Here is a 21,416-nt window from a genome sequence, read left to right as displayed (position 1 = left end):
AATTAACTTTGACATTCTCATGCTCTCCCGCAAGAGCTTCCTTCTTCACTTCAATATTGTAATACAAGTCAGTTCTACTTTCCATGCTGTCCACTAGGTCGCTTACATGCAAAAGCACCTGAGACAAATGCCTCAGGTGCTCTTCCTTTATCTTCTTCCCTCATTTTGACTACCATTGTCGTCACGATCATTGTTTCCCCAGCCCCAATTGACACCTGGGAATTTCCCGTTGTCATCTTTCGATTGCTGAAATGGGTTTACCGTAGGTTTACTTGAAATTGTTGGTTTCACTGTAGGCTTCGCAGTTGCCTTCGGTGTTGAAGTTGCCTTAGGAGTTGGTGTTGGCGTCGCCTTTGGTGTAGCCGTTGGTTTCTTCGTTACCGTTGGTTTCTTCCCATCGTCGTCATCATCCTTACGATCCGGCTTTGGGGGCGGTTTACGATCATCCTTATTATCGTTATCGTTCTTATCATTTCCGTTGTTCTTACCATTGTTATTATTGTCATTCTTCGATGTTGGCGTCGGCGTCGGTTTCTTCGTCACTTTGCCCGGGGTATTATTCCCTGTGTTGTTACCTTTGCCGTTGTTATTTTTACTGTTTTTGTCGTCATCTTTATTAGATGTATTATCTGCACCAGATTTGGCAACGGAAGTTTGCCCAGCTCGTTCACTGAGCTTGCCGGACTTCTCGTCAGCAAGTAACCTTTGCAAAGAAGACTTATCAATCGGTTTATCCGGTTTAACGAACGTTTGAATACCACCGTTGTCCTTTGCAAGTTGATGAATAGAAGTCGTTTTGATGTCATCCAGCGATACTTTGGCACCATTATCAATGGCATTTAGATAGATCGCATATTTACCTGCGGAAACACCACTGGCTTTCGCTTCCTGCCTTACTTCTTGTGGCGCAGCGAAGGCTTGCACTTCATAGTTCTTCACTTGGTCCGGATGACTGTCTTCGATGTGTTTATTGACCTGAGCCTTCAGCTTCGTCGCAATCGCTTCGTCGCTGACCGTTGTTTTGGCTCCTACAACCGTTGAGGAAATAATTATATCTCCTTCGCCCTTCGCTAATGCCCCTTGCTCGGCTTTATCGAGAATATCAGACGTTACATCCTCTAAGGACTTACCTTCAAACACTAAAGCTTGAATCAGATCCTCACCGTCTGTATTGAGTCCATGCAGGTCACGAACAATCTCATTATTATCAATGCCAATCTCAACACTTGGATTAATATCAATGGTTACGTACGCAACTACGCTATTGCCGGGCACGCCGCCTGACAAGGTTGTGACTAGAACGAAGCATACAACGATTGCAGCAGCTAATGCTGAAACGACAGCCATTTGCGGTACTTGTAACCGACGCTTCATGGGTGAATAGAGAATCTCTTCACCTAACTCACAGCTGCGCGTCCCCCTTGGCAACTTATCAAAACGCCCCTCTGAATTCATTACAATAATGGAGCTTTCGCTTAATTCCATTACGATCCCCTTGTTCATGCGCTGTTCTTCCTTTCATTCAACTTTCTTCATCGCGAATATGTAAGTAATCCCGTAAATAAGGGTATGGACCGTTAAAAATAAGTGCAATGGCAATGATGTACTTACGATTTCGTTCCAAAGTTTTTCTAGATACTTGAACTTGCTCGAGCAGCTCTTTAATTGGCAGCTGTCGTTTCGTCAACAGAGTGCGCATAAGCTCTGAATCCTGTGCAAGTGTACGGCCGATACCGAAAAGCATCTGCCTTGAGTCGTCATGCTTGGGGGAGGCATCCGTTAATTCCGAGAAATTAATGTCAAAATCACTTAAGCAGCGATTAAAATCAATAATTTCACTTCGCCTTTCTTCTAAACCCTTCTGCTTCTCATAGGCTTCGATGGCTTGATGAACCTCTATTGGATTCATTAAGTTATCTTCTTCATCTTCTTGATCAAACGAGCTGTAAGGGATTTGCCCTTTGAAGCGTTGCTCCTTACGAATAAAATCAATGAGCCTTCGCCTGATAACAGTCTCTGCAAAACCTAGAAAAGATCTTCCCATAACCGAAGAGTATTGATTAATAGCTTCATTAAAAGCCGCTAGGGCAATGCTAAATTCATCATCTCTTGCGGGATCAATAAATCTCTTGCAGAACCTGCTCGTTACTTTGGCTACGTAGGGCTGATAATCTGAAATAAATTGATTCCTTAGTCGTAGGTCTCCCTCTTGAATCTGATGTATAGTTACCTCAAGTGAAGAGGCTTGCGGTTCATTTTTTCCATGGGACTCACTCTTTCCCAGAAACTTTTTGAATAGTACCAGTAGCACCTTTCCACCTCACAGTATAGTAGTTTCGTCCTTGTATATAACAATTCGGGGGGTACGTATGATGAAATTTATAAATAATTTGCTGATTCATTATAACATAGATCTCTAAATGAGCACCTACTGGCAAATAAACCCTTGTTTACGGTTTCAATTGCTTTATCTATCCTTTATAATATTAAGAAAACCTTTATCACGATGCCCTCTCAGATGAGCAATGTTGAATAGAGGTGGTACGACAAGGGAGGTGTTTCATATGGAAGCAAGCAATAACTTCGGTAAGTTTCTTGAAACGTTACGAGGCAAAGCTTCATTGCGTAAAGCAGCTAATAAGAGCGGTCTATCTCATGCATATATTAGAGATTTGGAACTGGGTCGTAATCGAACGACCAATGATGTCATTAAACCTTCTCCTGAGACCTTGAGAAAGTTGGCACAAGCTTATCAATACCCGTATACGGATTTACTTAAAAAGGCAGGATATCTAGAAGAAACTTCCACGTGGTCGAAGCCAGCGCAAGCAAATCTGGATACCATCTGGTATGTGGAATTCGGAATCCAATCGATTATCTACTACTCAGAAGACGGCATGCGAGAAGAACAAGTTGAATCTCTCGTGGCTTTCACACACTTTATCGAAACATTAACAGAGCATCATTTTGTGAAAATGGATATGCATCTTTTCGTAAATCTGAACAAAGTAAAAAAGTATGCCTCCTCAGAAGGCAAACTTTATTTTGATACATATGAAAATGCACCCTTCATCATTGCCGCAGCAATACCACAGAAGAAGTATCATCAAACGATTCTTGATTATGTCGCATTTAATAATGGACACAATTTGGAATCAATGGGTAATCCCTGTCCCTCATCGTTGAAAGCCAAGTTCTTTACTTAGCATGACATAAATGAAGAGAATCGTTGCCATACTCAATAGCTGGATCGGCATCACAACACTGAATACATTATCACTTAAAGCATGACGGTAGATCATGCCAATAATAACAACGATCATGTATAAATAGGCCCCGACATTTTCTCGATTGAACGGAATTCTCGTATAATGCGAAAGAAAGGTAAATCCTAATCTACGTTTATATAGTGTTAAGAGAAATGCGAATTTGCCCAACTGAATAAAGAAGCGCGTCACATAAGTAATGGTAAGATCGTTCTTGATCACATTATAGGCTTCGTCTTGTGTAAAATCGACACAAACAATGACAGTCGTTGATATGAGAACTGGCATAATGTAGCCGGAAAGTGCAATAAGCAATGCAGGTACAAATCGATATTTCCATACACACATAAGTAAGATACATATGATGCAAACCAATATTAAAGGCGAATTATTAATTAATGAGAGCAGTGAGCCTACCAGTACGGCAAGCGATATTTGTTTCCAATATGGCTTTATTCGAATCCGAAACAGCAGCAAGGAGAATAAGAGCATGGGAACAAAATGAATAATGGCTAGTATCAATTTTACCCATGTGAACAATTGCGCTTTCCCTCATTTCTAAGCGACGAAATCATACGATAAGCAACTTGACAATTTCTATAATTACATTTAAAAGTATACAAGATATTTGTACTTTTGCATTCAAAGTGGACTAAGTTGGCTGTTATAGCGTATAAGATGACAAAAGTTTCTGCAATTGTCTAGAAAGGATTGGAGTGAGATCCGTAAATGAAGCATGGCTTTACAGTCGCCATCGTAGAAGATAATTACTGGGTAGGTCAATTACTTGAAAACTATTGTCAGCAATGTGGATTACAGGTCATTTCGATCGTATCGGATGGGGAACAATTTCTACGGGATTACGATAAGCTGCAGCCAGATATACTTCTCATGGATATTGGGCTTGAAGGTAAATTGGATGGCATCAGCGTTGTGCAAGCCTTACGACTATCAGGGTATCAAATGAAGGTCATTATGGTTAGTGGAACAACGAATACCGAGCATATCTTGACCGCCTTTCATGAGCTTGATTCTGTCTATTTTCTCTCCAAACCTGTTATGCTGCCGAAATTTCAAGCTGCCATCCGCAAAACGATTGCAGAAATCCAATTAGATCGAAGCCGTATTTCGGAAGAACCACAGCCTGCCTCCGCAACGTGGATTACCGTTAAAAATCAAAAATCACAACTCCCTATTTCCGAAGATGCCATACTCTTTGTGGAAAAGGAAGACAAGCGACTCTCCAGAATTCATCTGGTGAACGGGGCTCAAATGGAATCCAGTTCGAATTTATCGGATATTCTGGCTCAAAGCACACCCCATATGTTCAGCCCCTTCAAGGGCTATCTAGTGAATCTGCGGCATGTCGTTTCGTTTGTGAAAGAAAGCGGGTTCCCCACTTCTCGGAGATTTATCATTCACTTGAGGCACACCTCCGTCAAGATCCCCCTCAGCCGTGATTTGCAGAAGGAATTCGCAAAGCTGCTGCAGGAAGTTAAATAAGGAAAACCTCCGACTATTCTCTGGCAATTGCTTCGAAAACAGCAAAATTCAGAAAATTAGCAGGAGGTTTTCCATTTCGTACAGTAAATCGCCTCAGGATGACACCCACCTCTAAGAATTCTTAGAGGTCTTTTTATTTTTCAGCTTGTCGCGGCGTGCGCTAAGCATTTTTAATCGCTTCATAAGTTGCTCTTCCCATTCCTGATCCTCAATTGTCTTGGCGAATCCTAACAGATCTAACGCCATGTCAATTTGGCAGCGAACGATATCGAGCGGCTCTTCGCCTTCGTGATTTACACAGTTGTCGTGCAACAGATGATCTTTGCCATCTACGTATTCAATAAAATCGACTTCAACAGCACCATCCCCATGGGCATATTCAGCGAGGATTTCATATTCGTTCTCCACCAGATAGTGAACCTCAATATGGTGACATACCGGGCAGAAGAGGATGGGCACATTGTGAATTTGTGTACGTATGTGCTTCAAAGTACCTTTTGTTCCAATCATACTGGCTCCACAGCAAAAACTCATGGAATTCCCTCCTAATCGTCGAACCCGGATTAATTTAATATATTCGTTACAAATGTGTGAAATTCCTTTTTCATAAGTGCGTTAGCTTATGTCAAATCATTCTAAATGTGTTTGAATAAGCATAATGTTAGTAATGACCGATCCATTACGTGTTTTCCGAATTCTTAAGATGAAGGGGAGAGCGGCGTGAACATGATTCCGAGTGTTTCCAGACAGATAGCCTTTGTGCAGTATGACGATCAATCCTCCAGCATGACAGTCCAGTATCATACCGGATTCAGAGCCTCCTACACCAATGTAAAACAAGATGAGTATCTCTTGCTTTTCACATCGGCGAATCGATATGATTCTCTAATGAGACTTACGGAGAGTAGGTACATGGAAGAAAACATTTCTACCAAGTAAGTCACAGGATCCCCTTTACCCTCGGCCAATCATGATGAGTAACCGCAAGTGGTACACAAGCAATCTCCCCCCTTTATTATGGGGTGGAGATTTTTGGTTTATATGGCGCATATGCTACAATAAAACATAGGATTAACACAATTGTTCCTTCTTACAACATAAGCAAGCAGAAAAGGTGAGTCTGATCTCTATTCAAGCACGCCCCTTTGCCCTTGATGGCGATACCCTTTATTTACTGGTACAATCCCCATCTGTCCAGTTTATTTATTGGCAGCTTTCTTCCAGTAAGCAGATGTTACTGCAAGAACATTTCCAGAAGGACTGGCGCTCTTTATCTCCTACACTACGGTTTCACGAAGTCGTTGATCCATCTCCCACATCCTTCAGCAAACTGCAGCAACCCGTAGATCGGGTCTCAGAGCTTATGCTTCCCCCTGGAGACTCCTGCTTTCTAAGCGGGTTAGCCTCCGGTCAATCGTATTGTGCAAGACTAGGTATCCGGAATGAGCAAGGATATTTCCTTCCGCTCCTGCATTCCAATATCATTCAAATCCCAGCGACAAGCCTGCCTAGCGATCATCATCCAGTCGAAACGGATCATCCTTTCATTTACCAGCCAACGTCTCTTCTAGTACCGCAAGTAACGCCTGATGAACATGCGTATTTCTCGGCCTATTCGGTGTATGTCCCGAAGAACACTTACCTTGTAGATATGGAATCTGGAGGCGATACTGATTGAGCACTAACGTACAAGGCTATATTGCTTTGCTCTTGCATGCCCATATCCCTTATGTTCGCCATAATTCATCTGACATTACGTTAGAAGAACGCTGGTTTTTTGAAGCCGTTGTCGATACGTACTTGCCTCTCATAGACATGATGGAAAAGCTTATAGAAGATGAAGTGCCATTCCGACTTACCTTGTCATTGTCTCCACCTCTGCTTGCCATGCTAGAAGATTCCCGCATGCATCTGCGGCTTCGCAAGCACCTCTCCTCGCTTTGCGAGTTGGGGCAGCGTGAAGTCATCCGCCTATGGGGGGATGAGGCCTTCGGCCCGCTAGCTAAGCTGTACGCGGATCAGTATCACCGGATCAGCCTCCTGTACGATCGGCTCCACGGCGATCTCATTGCCAAGTTCCGCAGCCTCAGCAGCACAGGCTGCTTAGAATTAATTACCTGCGCCGCGACACATGCGTTTTTACCCTTGGTAAAAAATGATAGTACGCTACGTGCGCAGCTCGAGTCGGCGGTACAGGAATTCCGCCGGCACTTCGGAGTCGCGCCTGCAGGCATCTGGCTGCCAGAGTGCGGCTATTCGCCTGCGCTTGAGCCACACCTGCAAGCGTTGGATCTACGTTACTTTATCGTAGATACGCATGCGCACACCTTAGCCCGCCGCGACGGCGACCCTGACAAGGACATCGCAGGTCTGCCGCTGCGCACGCCTGGCGGCGCCTGTGCGTTCGCCCGGGATCCCGAGGCCGGCGCCCATGTCTGGAGCGCCGAGGTCGGATACCCCGGCGACCCCGATTATCGCGAATATTATCGCGATATCGGGCACGACCTCGGCCGCGAAGGCGGCGCCGAGTGGGCGTACTTGAAGCCCTATGTGCTGCCGGACGGCGCACGCATCAACACGGGCTTCAAGTACTACAGCGTCACCGGCGATGGTGACGCCAAAGTGCCCTACAACCCGGCGCGTGCCGTTCAGAAAGCTCAGCAGCATGCTGAGCATTTCATCGCTAGCCGGGTGGCGCAAGTACGCCGCCTCGCGGAGCGGCGCCTGATGTTAGGCGCAGAGGCTGCGTCTGCGCCTCAAGAGCCCTATGTCATCGTATGCCCCTACGATGCCGAACTGCTTGGGCACTGGTGGTACGAAGGCCACCAGTGGCTCGAAGCCTTGCTGCGCGGCCTTGCCGCGCGCGTTGATGAAAGCGTAGTCGTGCAGACGACTACGCTTGGCGGCTACGCCGCCGCCCATGCGCCGACCATCGAAGCTACGCTTCCGGTATCGAGCTGGGGCCGCGGCGGCTATGCCGAGGTCTGGCTGCAGCCGCGCAGCCAGTGGGTTACGCCGCGGCTGCACGCGGCAGAGGATCGGATGGTGCTGGCTGCGCAGAAGCACCAGGACCCGGCAGCGCTTAGCAGCCTGCAGCTGCGTACGCTGAACCAAGCGGCGCGGGAGCTGATGCTCGCGCAGAGCAGCGACTGGACGTTTATTCTGGATGCAGATACGGTAACCTCCTATGCGACGAAGCGCATCGAATCGCATTTATCCCAATTCCATAACCTTATGAATACATTAGACAATGTCGGATCTGACAAAGAGCTAGCCACGCTGGTGCATGCTTTAGAACGAAAGACACCTTTCTTACCTGAGCTTCATTATCGACTTTTTCAGCCATCTTCCTTTGAACCTACTCTTCTACGCGCCCCCTCCCGTGTAGATACCGTAATACTTTTAAACGAAGTTGCCATTGCCTCGAACAAAGAGGCGACCCAACAGAGCTATCCGTCCAAACTGCGAATTCTCATGCTCGCTTGGGAATACCCGCCGCATGTCATCGGCGGACTGGCAAGAGCGGTTTGCGATTTATCCAGAGGGCTTGCTGCCGATGGACATTCCGTTCATGTCATCACCTGTCAGTCTCCAGAGTGTCTGCCTTATGAAGTTTCTGAGGGGGTCCATATTCATAGAGCGGAAGTACTCCCTACAACAGACTCCTTACACTTCCTAGATCGCGTATTCCAAATGAATATGGCGTTCACGGATCTCATGTTGTGCCTCTTACGACAGGGCCTCGTATTCGATCTGGTGCATGCGCATGAATGGCTAGTTTACTACACAGCACATGTCGCCAAGCATCAAGTGGGCCTCCCGCTTCTAGCAACGATTCACGCTACGGAAACAGGACGTAATCTTGGAAAACTCGAGTCACCGCTTCAAAAGCGGATTCATACCATAGAAGGAAAATTAACAGAAGCGGCCGATCATCTCATCGTTTGCAGTCTATCCATGCAGCAGGAAATTAAGGCGCTCTTTCATATTCCTATTCACCAAATAACGGTAATTCCAAACAGTGTTTCTCCCTTGCTTGAACCAGATCCAACGTTATTTACGATGAATCCACTGCTTGCTAACGCCATTTCCTCCAGCGAGATACCGCAGCGTGTCCTTGCTTTTCTAGGCCGTCTTGTGCATGAAAAAGGCGTACACACCCTTTTGGCCGCGATGCCGCAAGTACTCGCTCAATGCCCTGACGCCAAACTCGTCATCGCTGGAATCGGACCTGAGCGTAACGCATTAGAGGAACTCGCTCTTAGCTTTGGAGACCGAGTAAGCTTCACTGGTTTTCTCGATGAGGCTGACAAAAGCTTGCTTTTACAAAGGGCAGAAATTTGCATTTTCCCAAGCCTCTACGAACCCTTCGGTTTAGTCGCATTGGAAGCGATGGCCAGCGGAACGCCACTCATCGTTTCAGATACAGGAGGCCTGGCGGAGATCGTCAGCCACGGGGTTAACGGATGTACATGTCCTCCAGGCGACAAGGATGCTTTAGCTGCACAAATCATTCAGCTTTTGGACCAACCGCAATATGCAAATAAGCTTGCTGCTACTGCCTTACGTACTGTTCACAGTGAATATAACTGGAAGAAAATTGGATCTTTGACAACTCACGTTTACGAGGCAGTGATTTCGAATCTGGCTGCTTCAACCAGTCATTCCCCGCATCAAAAGGAAATAATCAAGTAATTTGGATAACCGTACCAAATGAAAGCGTGACCAGTAAGAATTTTCAGTTTTTTTTCAAAGAATCATTGATTCCTTTGTCAGAATTAGGTAACCTAATTGCAAGACTTGTGCTCCATCGTTCAGTCCTCTTGGCCTGATCTGAATGCGCGATCAAACAAATGAGTGGGGAAGTGATTGTATTGCCAAGACATCTGGTCATCGGAAATGGAAAATTCCTTATTAACCTCGATCAGCATTCCTACATGCGGGATCTGTACTATCCTTTCGTAGGCCAGCTTAACCATATTGGCGGTTATCAGTGCCGTGTTGGTGTATGGGTAGATGGTGACTTCGCATGGCTGAATGCCCCTGAGTGGCAATTCAAGCTCGCGTATGTGGAGGATTCCCTCGTCACAGAAGTGACAGCTACACATCCCGGCCTCGGTGTTACTCTGCTTATGAATGACGGTGTTCACCAGCGCGAAGATATTTATTTGAAACGAATTCATATTACCAATCACACGAATACGGTTCGTGAAGTACGTATGTTCTTCAACCAGGATCTGCTCATTAATGAGACAGAGGTTGGCGATACAGCCGCTTACTACCCTTCTACGAATACCGTCTTTCATTATAAAAAGGATCGTTACTTCATGTTTAACGGAAGTACTGGCACGGAAGGAATATTCCAATATTCTACCGGTGTCAAAAGGTTCTATAACGCCGAAGGCACATGGCGAGATGCGGAAGATGGCCATCTGATGGGCAATGCCATTGCACAGGGGTCGGTCGATAGTACGATCTCTTTCCGACTGTTCGTCCCACCTAACGGCAACCAAACGCTCTACTATTGGATGGGCGCTGGCAAGAATCTGGAAGAAGTGAAGAAGCTCGACTCCTACGTCAAAGACAGCCACCCAGGCAAACTGCTTGACCGTGTGACGGTGTATTGGCAGCGTTGGGCGAACAAAATCGATCGCGACTACTTTGATCTCACACCGGAAGTGCAACGCCTCTTCAAACAAAGCCTGTTGCTCGTCCGCACGCAAACCGATGTGAACGGAGCTATTATTGCCGCGAATGATTCTGACATCATGCAGAGCAACCGAGATCATTACAGCTACATGTGGCCGCGCGATGGTGCGTTAATCGCTTATTCGATGTCCATGGCTGGCTACCAAGGCATGATTATTCCGTTCTTTAACTTCTGTGCGAATGTACTGTCACCAGAAGGTTACTTGCATCACAAATACAATCCAGACGGTACCGTAGGATCCAGCTGGCATCCTTATATTCATTCCGGTCGTGTACAGCTTCCGATTCAGGAAGATGAGACAGCACTTGTTTTATTTGCTTTGTGGCAGGATTTCCAGAAAAATGGAAGTTTGGAATTTGCGCAATCTCTGTATCGGAACCTCATTCGTAGAGCGGCTAGATTCATGTCCACTTACATTGATCAAGAACTGAACCTACCGAAGCCAAGCTACGATCTATGGGAAGAACGCTACGGGATCTATACCTTCACGGCATCTGCTGTGTACGGGGGATTGATCGCTGCTTCGAACTTCAGCAATTTGTTTGGAGATGAGGAGCGCAGCAATCGCTACAAGCACACCGCGGAGAAAATTAAATCCGGTATCCTGAAGCATTTGTGGGACGAAGGTGAACAACGATTCGTTCGCGGTTTGTATATGGAAGACGGCCAGTGGGTGAAGGATATGACGTTGGAAAGCTCCGTGTACGGTATCTTTGAATTTGGCGTTCTGCCTGCTGATGATCCACGTGTCGTAAGCACGATGTTAGCTAACAAAGAAGGTCTCATGATCAAAACCGAAGTCGGTGGCTCCGCCCGTTACCATCATGATTATTACTTCCAACGCTCCACCGATATCGAGAAAGTGCCGGGCAATCCTTGGATCATTTGTACCCTCTGGATCGCAGAATGGGAAATCGAGTATGCCAAAACGGTTGCTGACCTCGAGGCACCGCGCAAAACGCTCGAGTGGGTCGTCAAACATGCCATGGAAAGCGGTGTGTTGTCTGAGCAATTGGATCCTTTCTCCGGCGAGCCGGTGTCTGTTGCTCCACTTACTTGGTCGCATGCGACCTATGTGCTGACTGTGGTTAAATATCTCAACAAATATAAGCAACTCGCGAAATAGGGCAAGTCAAGCCGTTCTCCTTGGAGGACGGTTTTTCATTGCGCGCTGTCTATTCTTATTGGAATATTGTGTGGTACGATAGCTTGTAGATAGTGGTATAGTTACAATGGTCTTCTGTAGGAGGTATATTCATGGGTAGTATCATCACGCTTATCGTATTTGCTCCTATTATTCTGTTCCTTGTTATTGGTATACTTCCTAATTCTCGCAACAAAAATCGCCCACAAGGCCGACGTGGTACTAACGACTCTAGTGGCTTTGCCACCTATGACTCCATGGATTTCTCTTCTAACAAGAGTCATCACCATAATCATCACCATCACGGTGGGCATAGTGACCATGGTAGTCACGGTAATTCCCACGATGGCAGCGGGGATAGCGGTGGGGGAGATTCTGGCGGTGGTGATGGAGGTGGGGGCGGCGATTAATCAGTCACCCAATACGACTCGGAATAACCAGCCTTTCTCATACGGCGACTCATAAAGCATTCCCGTTGCCCGCTCGATTAGTATGTTCACAGCGGTCACTTCACCCGTTACAGGAGAAAATAAATCGTGCTCATCTACCGCTGTTTCGAGGGAACTCATGAACGCACCTTTCGTTAATTGCACACCTTTTTCTGGCAGTTCGATGTACAGAATAATGCCCCATTTTTCTAATGCATACTCGGTAAGCCCGATTACCGCCTCACTGCCTTCTTGGCGTATCCAAAACAACTCTTCTGTTATAACATCCATGACACGATCGATCTCCTTAGAAAGAAAGACCCCTCCGCCCGCATTCGCATGCTAACCGAGGGGCCTTCCTATGTAGTTAAAACTTATTTAACAACCAAGTTTTTGTCGCCTGGTTTCCAGTTCATTGGGCACAATCCGCCGGATTGAAGCGCTTGAAGCACACGAAGTGTTTCTTCTACGCTGCGGCCTACGTCGTTGTGGTTAACAACTTCGTATTTCAATTCGCCTTCTGGATCGATGATGAATAGACCGCGAAGTGCGATACCTTCTTCTTCGATTAGAACGCCGTAGTCACGTGCTACGGATTTCGTAATGTCAGCAGCAAGTGGGAATGCCAATTTGCCAAGACCATTATCGTTAACCGGTGTGTTGATCCACGCTTTGTGTGTGTGAATGCTGTCGATGGAAACACCAAGAATTTCAGTGTCCAAAGCTTTGAATTGATCAGCAGCATAGCTAAGTGCTGTGATTTCAGTCGGACATACGAATGTGAAGTCCAATGGGTAGAAGAAAAGAACTAACCATTTTCCTTTGTAATCGGACAAAGATGCTTTACCAAATGCTGTACCGTCACCTGTAGCTGTCTCCATTGTAAAATCAGGAGCTTGTTTACCAACTAAACGTTCTGCCATGGGTATAATTCCTCCTCAAAATCTATCTAAATTCTATATTATCCGTATAAAATGGTATCATCCCCCTACTTGAAAGTCAATAATTAGATCGTATACTAAATAATAATTATTTTAATCCATGAAGGCTTAACCGTTGTGAACGCATTCATTCCTTTACATACGTTTTTGGATAGTTTGCTCCCTCTCACAGAGAACCAAAAGAAGCGTTTCTCGAGCTTAATTACGACCACAACGTTGACCAAAGGTGAACATTTGCTTCGAGCTGGCGATTCACTTTCTTATTTATATTTCTGCTTATCAGGCTGTAGCTCGTTAACGAATTCGTACGGGGCTTTGAGCGAGATCGTTATGAGATTCTGATTAGCAAAATAAAGCTGCTGCACTTGATCCAGCGGATCTCCCCATCCCTAACGGATACGCTTCTCAAGAATGGTTAGTTGATCCGGCACCTCAGCCTGATATAAAAAAGCCCGCATTCCCGAAGCAGATTTGCTTCGAAAGTGCGAGCTTATTTTGTATAATTATTTGCGCATTGCGTCAACAATCAATTGACCCATTGCCAGCGTACCGATCGCTGTGCTCTTATCCACTGCGATGTCGCCTGTGCGGTGACCAGCGTCTAAGACTTCTTTCACAGCGCGCTCGATGGAATCCGCAGCTTCGTGGTAACCGAAAGTCAATCGGAACATCAAGGCAACGGAAAGAATTGTTGCGATTGGGTTGGAGATACCTTGACCTGCGATATCAGGTGCAGAACCGTGTACCGGCTCGTACAAGCCGAATGCACCTTCACCTAGGGAAGCGGATGCTAGCATCCCGATGGAGCCTGTAAGCATCGCTGCTTCGTCGCTCAAGATGTCGCCGAACATATTCTCTGTTACGATAACATCGAAGCTGGACGGACGGCGAAGCAATTGCATCGCACAGTTATCAACCAATACGTGCTCAAGCTCAACATCTGGGTAGTCAACCGCGATACGGTTAACCGTTTCACGCCATAGGCGTGATGTTTCAAGAACGTTCGCTTTGTCAACGGAAGCAAGCTTCTTACGACGCGTTTGCGCAATTTCAAACGCTTGACGCGCGATACGCTCGATTTCAGTTACGTTATATGCACAAGTATCAACCGCTTCTTGCCCGTTAGCTGTTTCACGACGGAATTTCTCACCGAAGTAAATACCACCAGTCAACTCACGAACAACGATCAAATCTGTACCTTCAAGAACTTCTGGTTTCAATGTAGAAGCTTCTTTCAAGCAGTCGAAGATGAACGCAGGACGGATGTTAGAGAACAAACCAAGCGCTTTACGAATACCTAGAAGACCTGTTTCAGGACGAAGCTCTTTAGAATTGTTGTCCCATTTCGGACCACCAACTGCTCCAAGAAGTACAGCATCTGCGGATTGACAAACTTTCAATGTTTCTTCCGGCAGTGGTGTACCTTTCTCATCGATTGCAATACCGCCGAAAAGCGCGTGCTCTGTTTCAAATTGATATCCGAATAATTCTTCCGTACGTTTCAATACTTTTTCTGCTTCTGCAACGACTTCTGGACCAATACCGTCCCCAGCGATTACCGCAATTTTTTTAACATCAGCCATGACAATCATTCACTCCTTATTTTAGCAAACCTAGTTCGTTAGTTTCCTATCGTTATATCCTGACCTCATTGTACCATAAGGAGACTCTCTTCTTTAGATATAAAATCTATTGCGTTTATAGGTTTCACCTATTAACATTTTTCAATGACTATTCTAGAACGCCAATACTTTTGATGATCACTTTAGGTGAAATATTGACTTGTGCATCAGATAACGCTTTTCCCCAATTATCCTCTATCTTCTTCCAGTCTTTATAGTGGAATGCACGTACATGAACGCCAAACTGAAAAGGATCTAATTGGTATTTTTGAGCTTTCTTGATTAGTGCCGCGCATTCTTTTTGTAACTCGATTTCAATGGCTTGTTCCAATTGCTTTTTTTTCTCATCTACGTCTAAAGGAAACAACCGTTCTGTCAAATCGATCTGAGCCTTCATCTCGATATCAATCGTCAAATGATTACCTTCGAATTTCGCCTTGATTTTAGGCTTTCCTTTTTTGATATTAAAGCTCACATACGACATTTCTTTGTTCGTATGGAATATTTCAGGAGGAAGTTGAAACGTTAACGGAATGCTATTTTTTGCATTGCCCTGCAATAAGTTAAGCAGAGAACTCTCTTGATGATTCAAAGAGGTCGCGTAAGTACCGTCTTTATGTAAAAGAACAGTACCTGAAATGACGAGTTCATTTTTCATAGGTTTCATTTCAGTTAATGCAGGCGTCATTCCTTTATCCTTTATTTGTTGATGAAATTGTTGTAATGAGGTTTGCACGGTGACCCTGCTCTTATATGTGCTTTCTACAAGATCTTTAATCACGGTGGCAATTCGACCTTTATCACTCATGTTCGTATTCATCACATCTTTAACTGTCCCATCAATCACAATCACATTCGCATTAATCTCATTTCGGGAATCACGAAAGAGAACATCTAAATAGGGGAATGAGTTTCTTTGCTGCAGTAGTTTTTTTCCTATGAGCACATTTTGTGATTTCCCGTATGCAAGGTTGCCGCTTGACTTACTATCAATTTCCCCTTTTGATTTGCGCATCGTATTAGACCTTGCGAATGTGATTTTATATCGATCCTTGGCTTCTTTCGTGAAAACAGGAGTTGACGTGTACACGACAAGCTTATTATTCTCATCAAAATCAATTGCCTCTGTAAGAACAAACTGTTGATTCTCTATATAGACGGCTTTACCGCACCCTGATACGATCATTAAAACGACCAATGTCAACGAAATAGGTTTGAATTTCTTCATGATTTCGCTTCCTTTCTCATGAAATAATGAAAAATCCATCCATACACCCAAAGAAAAATTGGTAATACGTAAGCACTATATATCCCTATTATCCCCCAGGCTTGGCCCATTTGAGTGATTTGGGAAGAAGTAGGGATAAAGAAGAATGACGATAAGACCCATAGGAATAGGAGTATGCGTAAAGCACTACGATGATCTTGCTTGCCTAATAATTGACTAATTCCGAGTGTGGCCGCGTAGAGATACGGAATTATCGTCATAAATATCATAAACAAATAAAAGCTCAGGCAGATGATCTCCAGCCGTTCTATAAACGGCAATTGGATCACCTTCAATAAATTAAGCATGGGATAAACGTAATCTGCGACCTCAGTCGGAGAGAATCTAATAAAACAGACGATTGTCGCTACTAGATACACAATCATTGTTAATGAATTGGCAATCACAATTCCTTTGGAAGCTGATTTCTTGTCCTTAAGAAAAGGATAAAGAATGAAAGTAAGTTCAAATCCAAGGAAAGAATAAATGGTTGATTTTACGGCAGACAGAATGGGATACACGCCAACTTTTCCTATTGGAAAAAGGTACATCCATTGGATATCTTTGAGTGCAAATAGCAATAAGAAAGGTAACCACAAAGTAATAAATAAAACAAGCTCAGCGAAGAGTCCAATCATCCTTATCCCGTGCTTCGTAATTATATAGATGGGGATGGTAAAAAGGATCATTAAGATGACGTTTCGTGTATCCTGAACGATCCATATTTTCATGATATGAATGGTTGAATACATAACGCTACTTGCTCCACTTACGACAACCAGAATCCATACTACCGTTAAGCCTTTACCCACCCATTTACCAAAGTATGTAGTTAAAAGTTCGAATATGGTATGCTCGGGATTCTTCTTCATAATTCGAATGATGACTAAGCTTAGCAGCGTGGACACCATCCAGCCTATTATGATTGATATCCATCCATCGGTACCTGCCCTTTTAGCCAAATCGCTTGGCAGAGATAGGACACCAATCCCCACTTGGGTTTCAAAAATAATCAAGATATATTGGATTAAGGAGATTTGATTGAACGAATATTTGTTCATGGTTAATCTTCCCCTTTTCGTTTGCTTTGCTTTATTCGGAAACTCCGGTACTTTTAATCGTAACATGCGGTGAAACATTTACAGTTGCTTCAGATAGTACTTTTGGCCAGTTACCCTCTACCTTTTTCCAGTTTTTATAATTATGTGCTCTCACATAAATACCAAACCCAAAGGGGGCCACTTCATGCTTTTGGGCTTTTTTGATGACATCTTGGCACTCTCTTTTTAGTTCATCTTCAACCGCTTGTATCAGCTGTTTGCTCTGTTTCTCCATGTCTAAAGTAAACATGCGTTCCATTAAATCAATCTGAATCTTCATCTGGATATCGATGGTAAGATGATTTTCTTCAAATTTTGATTTAAAGTTAACATTTACTTTGTTAATATTGAAGCTCACATAAGACAATTCTTCTTCCGAATGAAATAATTCAGGAGAAATGTGAAACGTTAGCGGTATGGGATTATTCGTATTTCGCTGCAACAATAGCAATAACGAACTTTCTTGATTATTCAAAGAAGTCGCATAGGTACCATCTTTATGTAAAAGGGTGGTCCCTGAAATAATAAGATCATCCTTCTCTACTCTCATTTCCGTTATACTTGGCGTTATTGCACTATCCATCATTTCTTGATGGAATTTCTGGAGGGTTGTCAGCACCGAAATTCTGCCTTTATATGTACTTTCAATCAATTGTTTGATCACGATACCCAATTGGCCTTTATCACGCATATTTGCATACATAACCTCTTTTACAGGCCCATCAACCACTATCATATTGGCATTAATTTCATTTTTAGGATCGCGAAAGAAGACATCTAAGTAGGGTAATACATTGGTTTGCTGCAACAGTTTTTTTCCTATAAGAATACTTTGCAACTTGCCTGGCCCAAAACTGCCGTTTATTTGCGACTCGAGTTGTTTCTTACCAATACGCATCGTTTCCGCAGTTGTCGAAGTGATTTTATATTTATCCTTTGCTTCTCTACTGAAGACAGGACTAGCAGTGTAGATGACCAATTTCTTATCTTCATCAAAATCGATACCCTCAGCAACCATAAAACGTTGATTTTCGATATATACTTCCTTACCGCACCCCGTTAAACATAATAAGCCTGCCCCAGTTAAAAGAATACTCCTCCATTTCATCATTGCTTGTGTTCCTTTCTAGCAGGATGGAACAGCAATCCGTAGATCCATAGAAAAATGGGAAGCATATACGCGACATAAGTACCTGCCATCCCCCACGATTTGCCCATATCATTTATTTGAGAAGCAGAAGGGAGAAAAAAGAAGGGTAAGATGAACCAGAGGCACATGACGACTCGTAACATAGTTCGATGATCCTCCATACCGACTAATTGACTTGCACCAAGAACAGCTGCATATAGATAGGGAATGATCGTCATAAACAGCGTAAACAAATACACGGAAAGAAAGATGATTTCCAATCTCTCCAAAAAAGGCAATTGAATGAGCTTCAATAAGTTGAGCGTAGGATAGATGTAATCATTGATCTCATCTGGAGAAAATCTAACAAAACTGACTACCGTTACCATAACGAATATAATCATGGATATAGAGTTTGCAATTATAATCCCTTTGGACGCTGACTTCTTGTCCTTTAGAAACGGATATAGAATGAAAGCCATTTCAAACCCGAGGAAAGAAAGAATTGTTGATTTCACAGTGGACACAATGGGAAACAGACCTTCTTTACCAATTGGAAGAAGAAACTGCCAATGGGTATCTTTTAATGCATACAATAACAAGAAAGGCATCCACATGGAGACAAGGAGAACGAGCTCAGCAAAGAGTCCGATCACCCTAATTCCATGCTTCGTGATGATATAGATGGGTATAATGAGCAGGAGCATTAAGATAAATTCCCGCATTCCAGGTACGATCCAAAGCTTTACGAGATAGACTGTTGAAAACATAACCACACTTGCTGCATATGCCGCATATAGAATCCAAAGAACGGATACACCTTTCCCCACCCACTTTCCAAAGTATTGAGATAAAAGTTCGAACACCGTAAATCCATGGTTCTTATTCATAATTTGAATAATGACTAAACTTACTAGCGTAGACAAAATCCAACCCAATATAATAGATATCCAACCATCCGTACCCACAGTTTTAGCTAAATCACGAGGAAGGGATAAGACGCCTATCCCGACTTGCGTTTCAAATATGATTAAAATGTATTGGATCAAAGAAATTTGATTAAACGCATATTTCATATTTGATCTTCACCTTCTCTGTTTGCACCCTGTCTGATAAGTTGAGTTGGATTGGTCGAAACTGGGCGTTTTTTCATTTTCCACATCGGGAGTCGAATCCATACGTCTTTCCAATCAGACAGTCGGATCGGAGCAATTGGACTTCCATAGGAGATACCAAACGATTCCATTGAAATAAGTAGTGCACCTATAATCATCAATCCAATTACTATTCCCACCATACCGAACACAGCGGCCAGAAGCATCATTGGAAAACGAAGCAACCGCAGCGAGGAGGACATATCATAATCAGGAATAATAAAGGAGGAAATTGCCGTGATAGCAACGATGATAACCATAATATTACTTACAATTCCCGCTTGCACAGCCGCCTGACCGATGACAATACCCCCTACAACACCTATTGTTTGTCCGATTGGGCCCGGTAGACGCAAACCAGCTTCCCTTAACATCTCTAGGGCCAGTTCCATAAGAAACGCTTCAACAATTGGAGGAAAAGGTACCTTTGCTCTGGATTCCCCAATCGATATCAACAGGGCTAAAGGAAGTACTTCATAATGAAACGAAACAATGGCTATATATATCGCCGATAAAGAGATTGTTGTAATTAAGGCTAGAAAGCGCAATAAACGCAGGAAAGTGGCTATGAGCCAACGATTGCTGTAATCATCAACACTTTGAAAGAACGCCGAAAAAGTTACAGGAGCCACGATTACGCTGGGGGAGTGGTCGACAACGAGAACTATTCTTCCTTGCAAAATATGGGCTGCAGCCGCATCGGGACGTTCCGTCATAATTAACTGCGGAAACAAACTTATTGGATGATCTTCAATATACTCCGCTAATTCTCCCGTATTCAAAATGGCATCCACATTAATTTGCGATAGTCGATCCTCCATTTCTTTCACAATATTAGGTTGTGATACATCTTCGAGATACATGATTGACACTCTCGTATTCCCACGAGAACCAATGCTATATTCTTTTATTTTAAGTTCGCGATTAGGAAGATAGCGCCTGATCATAGCAATATTCTGCCCTGAAGTCTCGACAAACCCTTGATGCGACCCCTTTAGCGTCGATTCGATTTGCGGTTCTTTAATCGCTCTTTGAGGCCAGCCTTGTGTATGTAAAATAAGTGAACACTTCTGCCCCTCAATAATTAGGACGCTTTTACCTTGAAAAATCGCATTTTCAACATCTGTCCATAAAGTGATCATTTCTGTTTTTGCAATTGTAATGGAAGAGTTCCAAATATCGTTGATCGACTCGAGTTCATACATAAGCGGATATAAGATGTTATTATTGATCGCTGATTTATCAATGAGCCCTTCCAAATAGACAAGAACGGCATTGTCCCCTGTCCTTAATTGAAACCGACGTGTAACAAGATCTGGAGCAAATGTAAAAAATGTTTGCAAGGTAGCAAGGTCATTTTCAATTACTCCTGTAATCGTTTGAAGTAGATGAACGGATGATTGCTTACTTGGAACTGAATTCATACCTTTTAACCATCTCCGAATCGATACCATCCTTGCACCACCATTCCTCTATCACATGTACAGCATATTTTCCCACTTTTAGGTAAAATTATTCTCTGGTTGTCGATTCATTCCAAATTTGATCATGAAAAAACACCCAGAGCCATGCATCTGAGTGTTGGTTACCAATCTTTAATATGTTTTGCAAATGCGACTCCATCGCCTTCGCCAGATCGCTTCAAACATAATACCCCGCGCTTGAACTTAACTTGGTTTGATGATCATGAAAATGAACAAAATGACACCTACAGTAGATGCCGCATAGAAATAGTTACGCGCCTTGGTCCATAGCAGCACCTGCTCACCAGGGAGTGTAGTCGCCTTCTGGTTCGAAGGATCCAGAACCCAGCCTCCGAGTTTTTTTTGATTTGGCGTAGCAAAGCCGATAGCAATGATTTGAATGATCACATAGGCCACAAGCGAACCAAACAGCCAAATTTGCATGAAAGAACCATAATCGCCTAACCAAAACAATAACAAACCAGTTAGTACCGCGAGGCTACCGCCGATTTTCGGAAAGATCTCTAACCGACTTCCGACGCTCAAGGACATCCGCAATTCCTCTAGCGTTTGTTTTTTTCTTAGCAGCACATGGGCAAAAAACGTTGGACCAACACCGATAATGGCAGACAATACATGAATAAGTACAAGAAACTTCATGCTAAATTCACCTCTCGCTTTGTAATATA

General features: G+C 43.8%; 20 protein-coding genes and 1 pseudogene. 8 read left to right on the top strand and 13 right to left on the bottom strand.

What is annotated here, in order from left to right:
• Positions 1–147: 147 nt before the first annotated feature.
• Together L6I86_RS28980 and sigI are read right to left on the bottom strand one after the other, a co-directional pair.
• Positions 148–1,503, bottom strand: a complete 1,356-nt coding sequence (locus L6I86_RS28980; protein ID WP_236291924.1) for an anti-sigma-I factor RsgI family protein — start codon at positions 1,501–1,503, stop codon at positions 148–150.
• Between the two features lie 19 nt (positions 1,504–1,522).
• On the bottom strand, positions 1,523–2,311 hold the full coding sequence (gene sigI, locus L6I86_RS28975; RefSeq protein ID WP_236291923.1) for an RNA polymerase sigma factor SigI: 789 nt from the start codon (positions 2,309–2,311) through the stop codon (positions 1,523–1,525).
• Between the two features lie 253 nt (positions 2,312–2,564).
• Between sigI and L6I86_RS28970 the strand changes: the two genes are divergently transcribed.
• A complete protein-coding gene (locus L6I86_RS28970) occupies positions 2,565–3,206 on the top strand; it encodes a helix-turn-helix domain-containing protein (protein ID WP_236291922.1) in 642 nt (213 codons plus the stop codon).
• On the opposite strand, the gene L6I86_RS28965 is transcribed toward L6I86_RS28970, so the two are convergent.
• Positions 3,177–3,806, bottom strand: coding sequence for a hypothetical protein (locus L6I86_RS28965; protein ID WP_236291921.1), 630 nt, complete (start codon positions 3,804–3,806; stop codon positions 3,177–3,179). The genes L6I86_RS28970 and L6I86_RS28965 overlap by 30 nt on opposite strands.
• Before the next feature lie 189 nt (positions 3,807–3,995).
• Between L6I86_RS28965 and L6I86_RS28960 the strand changes: the two genes are divergently transcribed.
• Positions 3,996–4,769 (top strand): LytR/AlgR family response regulator transcription factor, encoded by a 774-nt coding sequence (locus tag L6I86_RS28960; RefSeq protein ID WP_236291920.1) that lies wholly within the window; start codon positions 3,996–3,998, stop codon positions 4,767–4,769.
• Between the two features lie 111 nt (positions 4,770–4,880).
• On the opposite strand, the gene L6I86_RS28955 is transcribed toward L6I86_RS28960, so the two are convergent.
• Entirely contained in the window at positions 4,881–5,303 is a 423-nt protein-coding gene (locus L6I86_RS28955; RefSeq protein WP_056609146.1) for a hypothetical protein, read from the bottom strand.
• Positions 5,304–5,495: 192 nt separating this feature from the next.
• Here L6I86_RS28955 and L6I86_RS28950 point away from each other — a divergent pair, with 192 nt between their 5' ends.
• From L6I86_RS28950 to L6I86_RS28930, 6 genes and pseudogenes are all read left to right on the top strand, one after another.
• Positions 5,496–5,708 (top strand): KTSC domain-containing protein, encoded by a 213-nt coding sequence (locus tag L6I86_RS28950; RefSeq protein ID WP_236291977.1) that lies wholly within the window; start codon positions 5,496–5,498, stop codon positions 5,706–5,708.
• Positions 5,709–5,883: 175 nt separating this feature from the next.
• Positions 5,884–6,447 (top strand): DUF4912 domain-containing protein, encoded by a 564-nt coding sequence (locus L6I86_RS28945; RefSeq protein ID WP_236291919.1) that lies wholly within the window; start codon positions 5,884–5,886, stop codon positions 6,445–6,447.
• A pseudogene (locus tag L6I86_RS35985) lies at positions 6,444–7,244 on the top strand (1,4-alpha-glucan branching protein domain-containing protein); the annotation flags it as partial. The gene L6I86_RS28945 and the pseudogene L6I86_RS35985, both read left to right, overlap by 4 nt.
• Before the next feature lie 63 nt (positions 7,245–7,307).
• Complete coding sequence (locus L6I86_RS28940) at positions 7,308–9,464, top strand: 1,4-alpha-glucan branching protein domain-containing protein (protein ID WP_338113455.1); 2,157 nt, start codon at positions 7,308–7,310, stop codon at positions 9,462–9,464.
• A gap of 179 nt (positions 9,465–9,643) precedes the next feature.
• On the top strand, positions 9,644–11,605 hold the full coding sequence (locus L6I86_RS28935) for a glycoside hydrolase family 15 protein (RefSeq protein WP_173110590.1): 1,962 nt from the start codon (positions 9,644–9,646) through the stop codon (positions 11,603–11,605).
• A 131-nt stretch (positions 11,606–11,736) separates the two neighbouring features.
• Positions 11,737–12,033, top strand: a complete 297-nt coding sequence (locus L6I86_RS28930; protein WP_236291918.1) for a hypothetical protein — start codon at positions 11,737–11,739, stop codon at positions 12,031–12,033.
• Here the strand turns inward: L6I86_RS28930 and L6I86_RS28925 are convergent, their stop codons facing one another.
• The 9 genes from L6I86_RS28925 to L6I86_RS28885 all read right to left on the bottom strand — a co-directional run bounded on the left by L6I86_RS28925 (position 12,034) and on the right by L6I86_RS28885 (position 21,387).
• The gene (locus L6I86_RS28925) at positions 12,034–12,342 is read right to left on the bottom strand and encodes a glycine cleavage system H family protein (protein ID WP_236291917.1); all 309 of its coding nucleotides are present in this window, start codon (positions 12,340–12,342) and stop codon (positions 12,034–12,036) included.
• An 83-nt stretch (positions 12,343–12,425) separates the two neighbouring features.
• Complete coding sequence (locus tag L6I86_RS28920) at positions 12,426–12,974, bottom strand: peroxiredoxin (RefSeq protein ID WP_028554012.1); 549 nt, start codon at positions 12,972–12,974, stop codon at positions 12,426–12,428.
• A 521-nt stretch (positions 12,975–13,495) separates the two neighbouring features.
• On the bottom strand, positions 13,496–14,575 hold the full coding sequence (gene leuB / locus L6I86_RS28915; RefSeq protein WP_056609132.1) for a 3-isopropylmalate dehydrogenase: 1,080 nt from the start codon (positions 14,573–14,575) through the stop codon (positions 13,496–13,498).
• A gap of 148 nt (positions 14,576–14,723) precedes the next feature.
• The gene (locus tag L6I86_RS28910; protein ID WP_236291916.1) at positions 14,724–15,842 is read right to left on the bottom strand and encodes a Ger(x)C family spore germination protein; all 1,119 of its coding nucleotides are present in this window, start codon (positions 15,840–15,842) and stop codon (positions 14,724–14,726) included.
• Entirely contained in the window at positions 15,839–16,942 is a 1,104-nt protein-coding gene (locus L6I86_RS28905) for a GerAB/ArcD/ProY family transporter (RefSeq protein WP_236291915.1), read from the bottom strand. The genes L6I86_RS28910 and L6I86_RS28905 overlap by 4 nt, the downstream gene beginning before the upstream one ends.
• A 31-nt stretch (positions 16,943–16,973) precedes the next feature.
• Complete coding sequence (locus tag L6I86_RS28900; protein WP_236291914.1) at positions 16,974–18,092, bottom strand: Ger(x)C family spore germination protein; 1,119 nt, start codon at positions 18,090–18,092, stop codon at positions 16,974–16,976.
• The gene (locus L6I86_RS28895) at positions 18,089–19,186 is read right to left on the bottom strand and encodes a GerAB/ArcD/ProY family transporter (RefSeq protein ID WP_236291913.1); all 1,098 of its coding nucleotides are present in this window, start codon (positions 19,184–19,186) and stop codon (positions 18,089–18,091) included. Before L6I86_RS28895 ends, L6I86_RS28900 begins: the two co-directional genes overlap by 4 nt.
• Entirely contained in the window at positions 19,183–20,718 is a 1,536-nt protein-coding gene (locus L6I86_RS28890; protein ID WP_236291912.1) for a spore germination protein, read from the bottom strand. The genes L6I86_RS28895 and L6I86_RS28890 overlap by 4 nt, the downstream gene beginning before the upstream one ends.
• Before the next feature lie 213 nt (positions 20,719–20,931).
• Positions 20,932–21,387: a DUF2269 family protein gene (locus L6I86_RS28885; protein WP_236291911.1), complete on the bottom strand. Its 456-nt coding sequence runs from the start codon at positions 21,385–21,387 to the stop codon at positions 20,932–20,934.
• Between the last annotated feature and the right edge of the window lie 29 nt (positions 21,388–21,416).

Source organism: Paenibacillus allorhizoplanae, from assembly GCF_927798215.1.
Lineage (GTDB): Bacteria > Bacillota > Bacilli > Paenibacillales > NBRC-103111 > Paenibacillus_E > Paenibacillus_E allorhizoplanae.
The sequence above is the reverse complement of the archived record's forward strand: the minus strand, read 5'-3'. Positions and strand labels throughout refer to the sequence as shown.

Coding starts and splice junctions, on each gene's coding strand:
- L6I86_RS28980 (WP_236291924.1), bottom strand. CDS start 1,503: ATGAACAAGGGGATCGTAATGGAATTAAGCGAAAGCTCCATTATTGTA.
- L6I86_RS28970 (WP_236291922.1), top strand. CDS start 2,565: ATGGAAGCAAGCAATAACTTCGGTAAGTTTCTTGAAACGTTACGAGGC.
- L6I86_RS28960 (WP_236291920.1), top strand. CDS start 3,996: ATGAAGCATGGCTTTACAGTCGCCATCGTAGAAGATAATTACTGGGTA.
- L6I86_RS28955 (WP_056609146.1), bottom strand. CDS start 5,303: ATGAGTTTTTGCTGTGGAGCCAGTATGATTGGAACAAAAGGTACTTTG.
- L6I86_RS28950 (WP_236291977.1), top strand. CDS start 5,496: ATGATTCCGAGTGTTTCCAGACAGATAGCCTTTGTGCAGTATGACGAT.
- L6I86_RS28930 (WP_236291918.1), top strand. CDS start 11,737: ATGGGTAGTATCATCACGCTTATCGTATTTGCTCCTATTATTCTGTTC.
- L6I86_RS28925 (WP_236291917.1), bottom strand. CDS start 12,342: ATGGATGTTATAACAGAAGAGTTGTTTTGGATACGCCAAGAAGGCAGT.
- L6I86_RS28920 (WP_028554012.1), bottom strand. CDS start 12,974: ATGGCAGAACGTTTAGTTGGTAAACAAGCTCCTGATTTTACAATGGAG.
- leuB (WP_056609132.1), bottom strand. CDS start 14,575: ATGGCTGATGTTAAAAAAATTGCGGTAATCGCTGGGGACGGTATTGGT.
- L6I86_RS28910 (WP_236291916.1), bottom strand. CDS start 15,842: ATGAAGAAATTCAAACCTATTTCGTTGACATTGGTCGTTTTAATGATC.
- L6I86_RS28905 (WP_236291915.1), bottom strand. CDS start 16,942: ATGAACAAATATTCGTTCAATCAAATCTCCTTAATCCAATATATCTTG.
- L6I86_RS28900 (WP_236291914.1), bottom strand. CDS start 18,092: ATGATGAAATGGAGGAGTATTCTTTTAACTGGGGCAGGCTTATTATGT.
- L6I86_RS28895 (WP_236291913.1), bottom strand. CDS start 19,186: ATGAAATATGCGTTTAATCAAATTTCTTTGATCCAATACATTTTAATC.
- L6I86_RS28890 (WP_236291912.1), bottom strand. CDS start 20,718: ATGGTATCGATTCGGAGATGGTTAAAAGGTATGAATTCAGTTCCAAGT.
- L6I86_RS28885 (WP_236291911.1), bottom strand. CDS start 21,387: ATGAAGTTTCTTGTACTTATTCATGTATTGTCTGCCATTATCGGTGTT.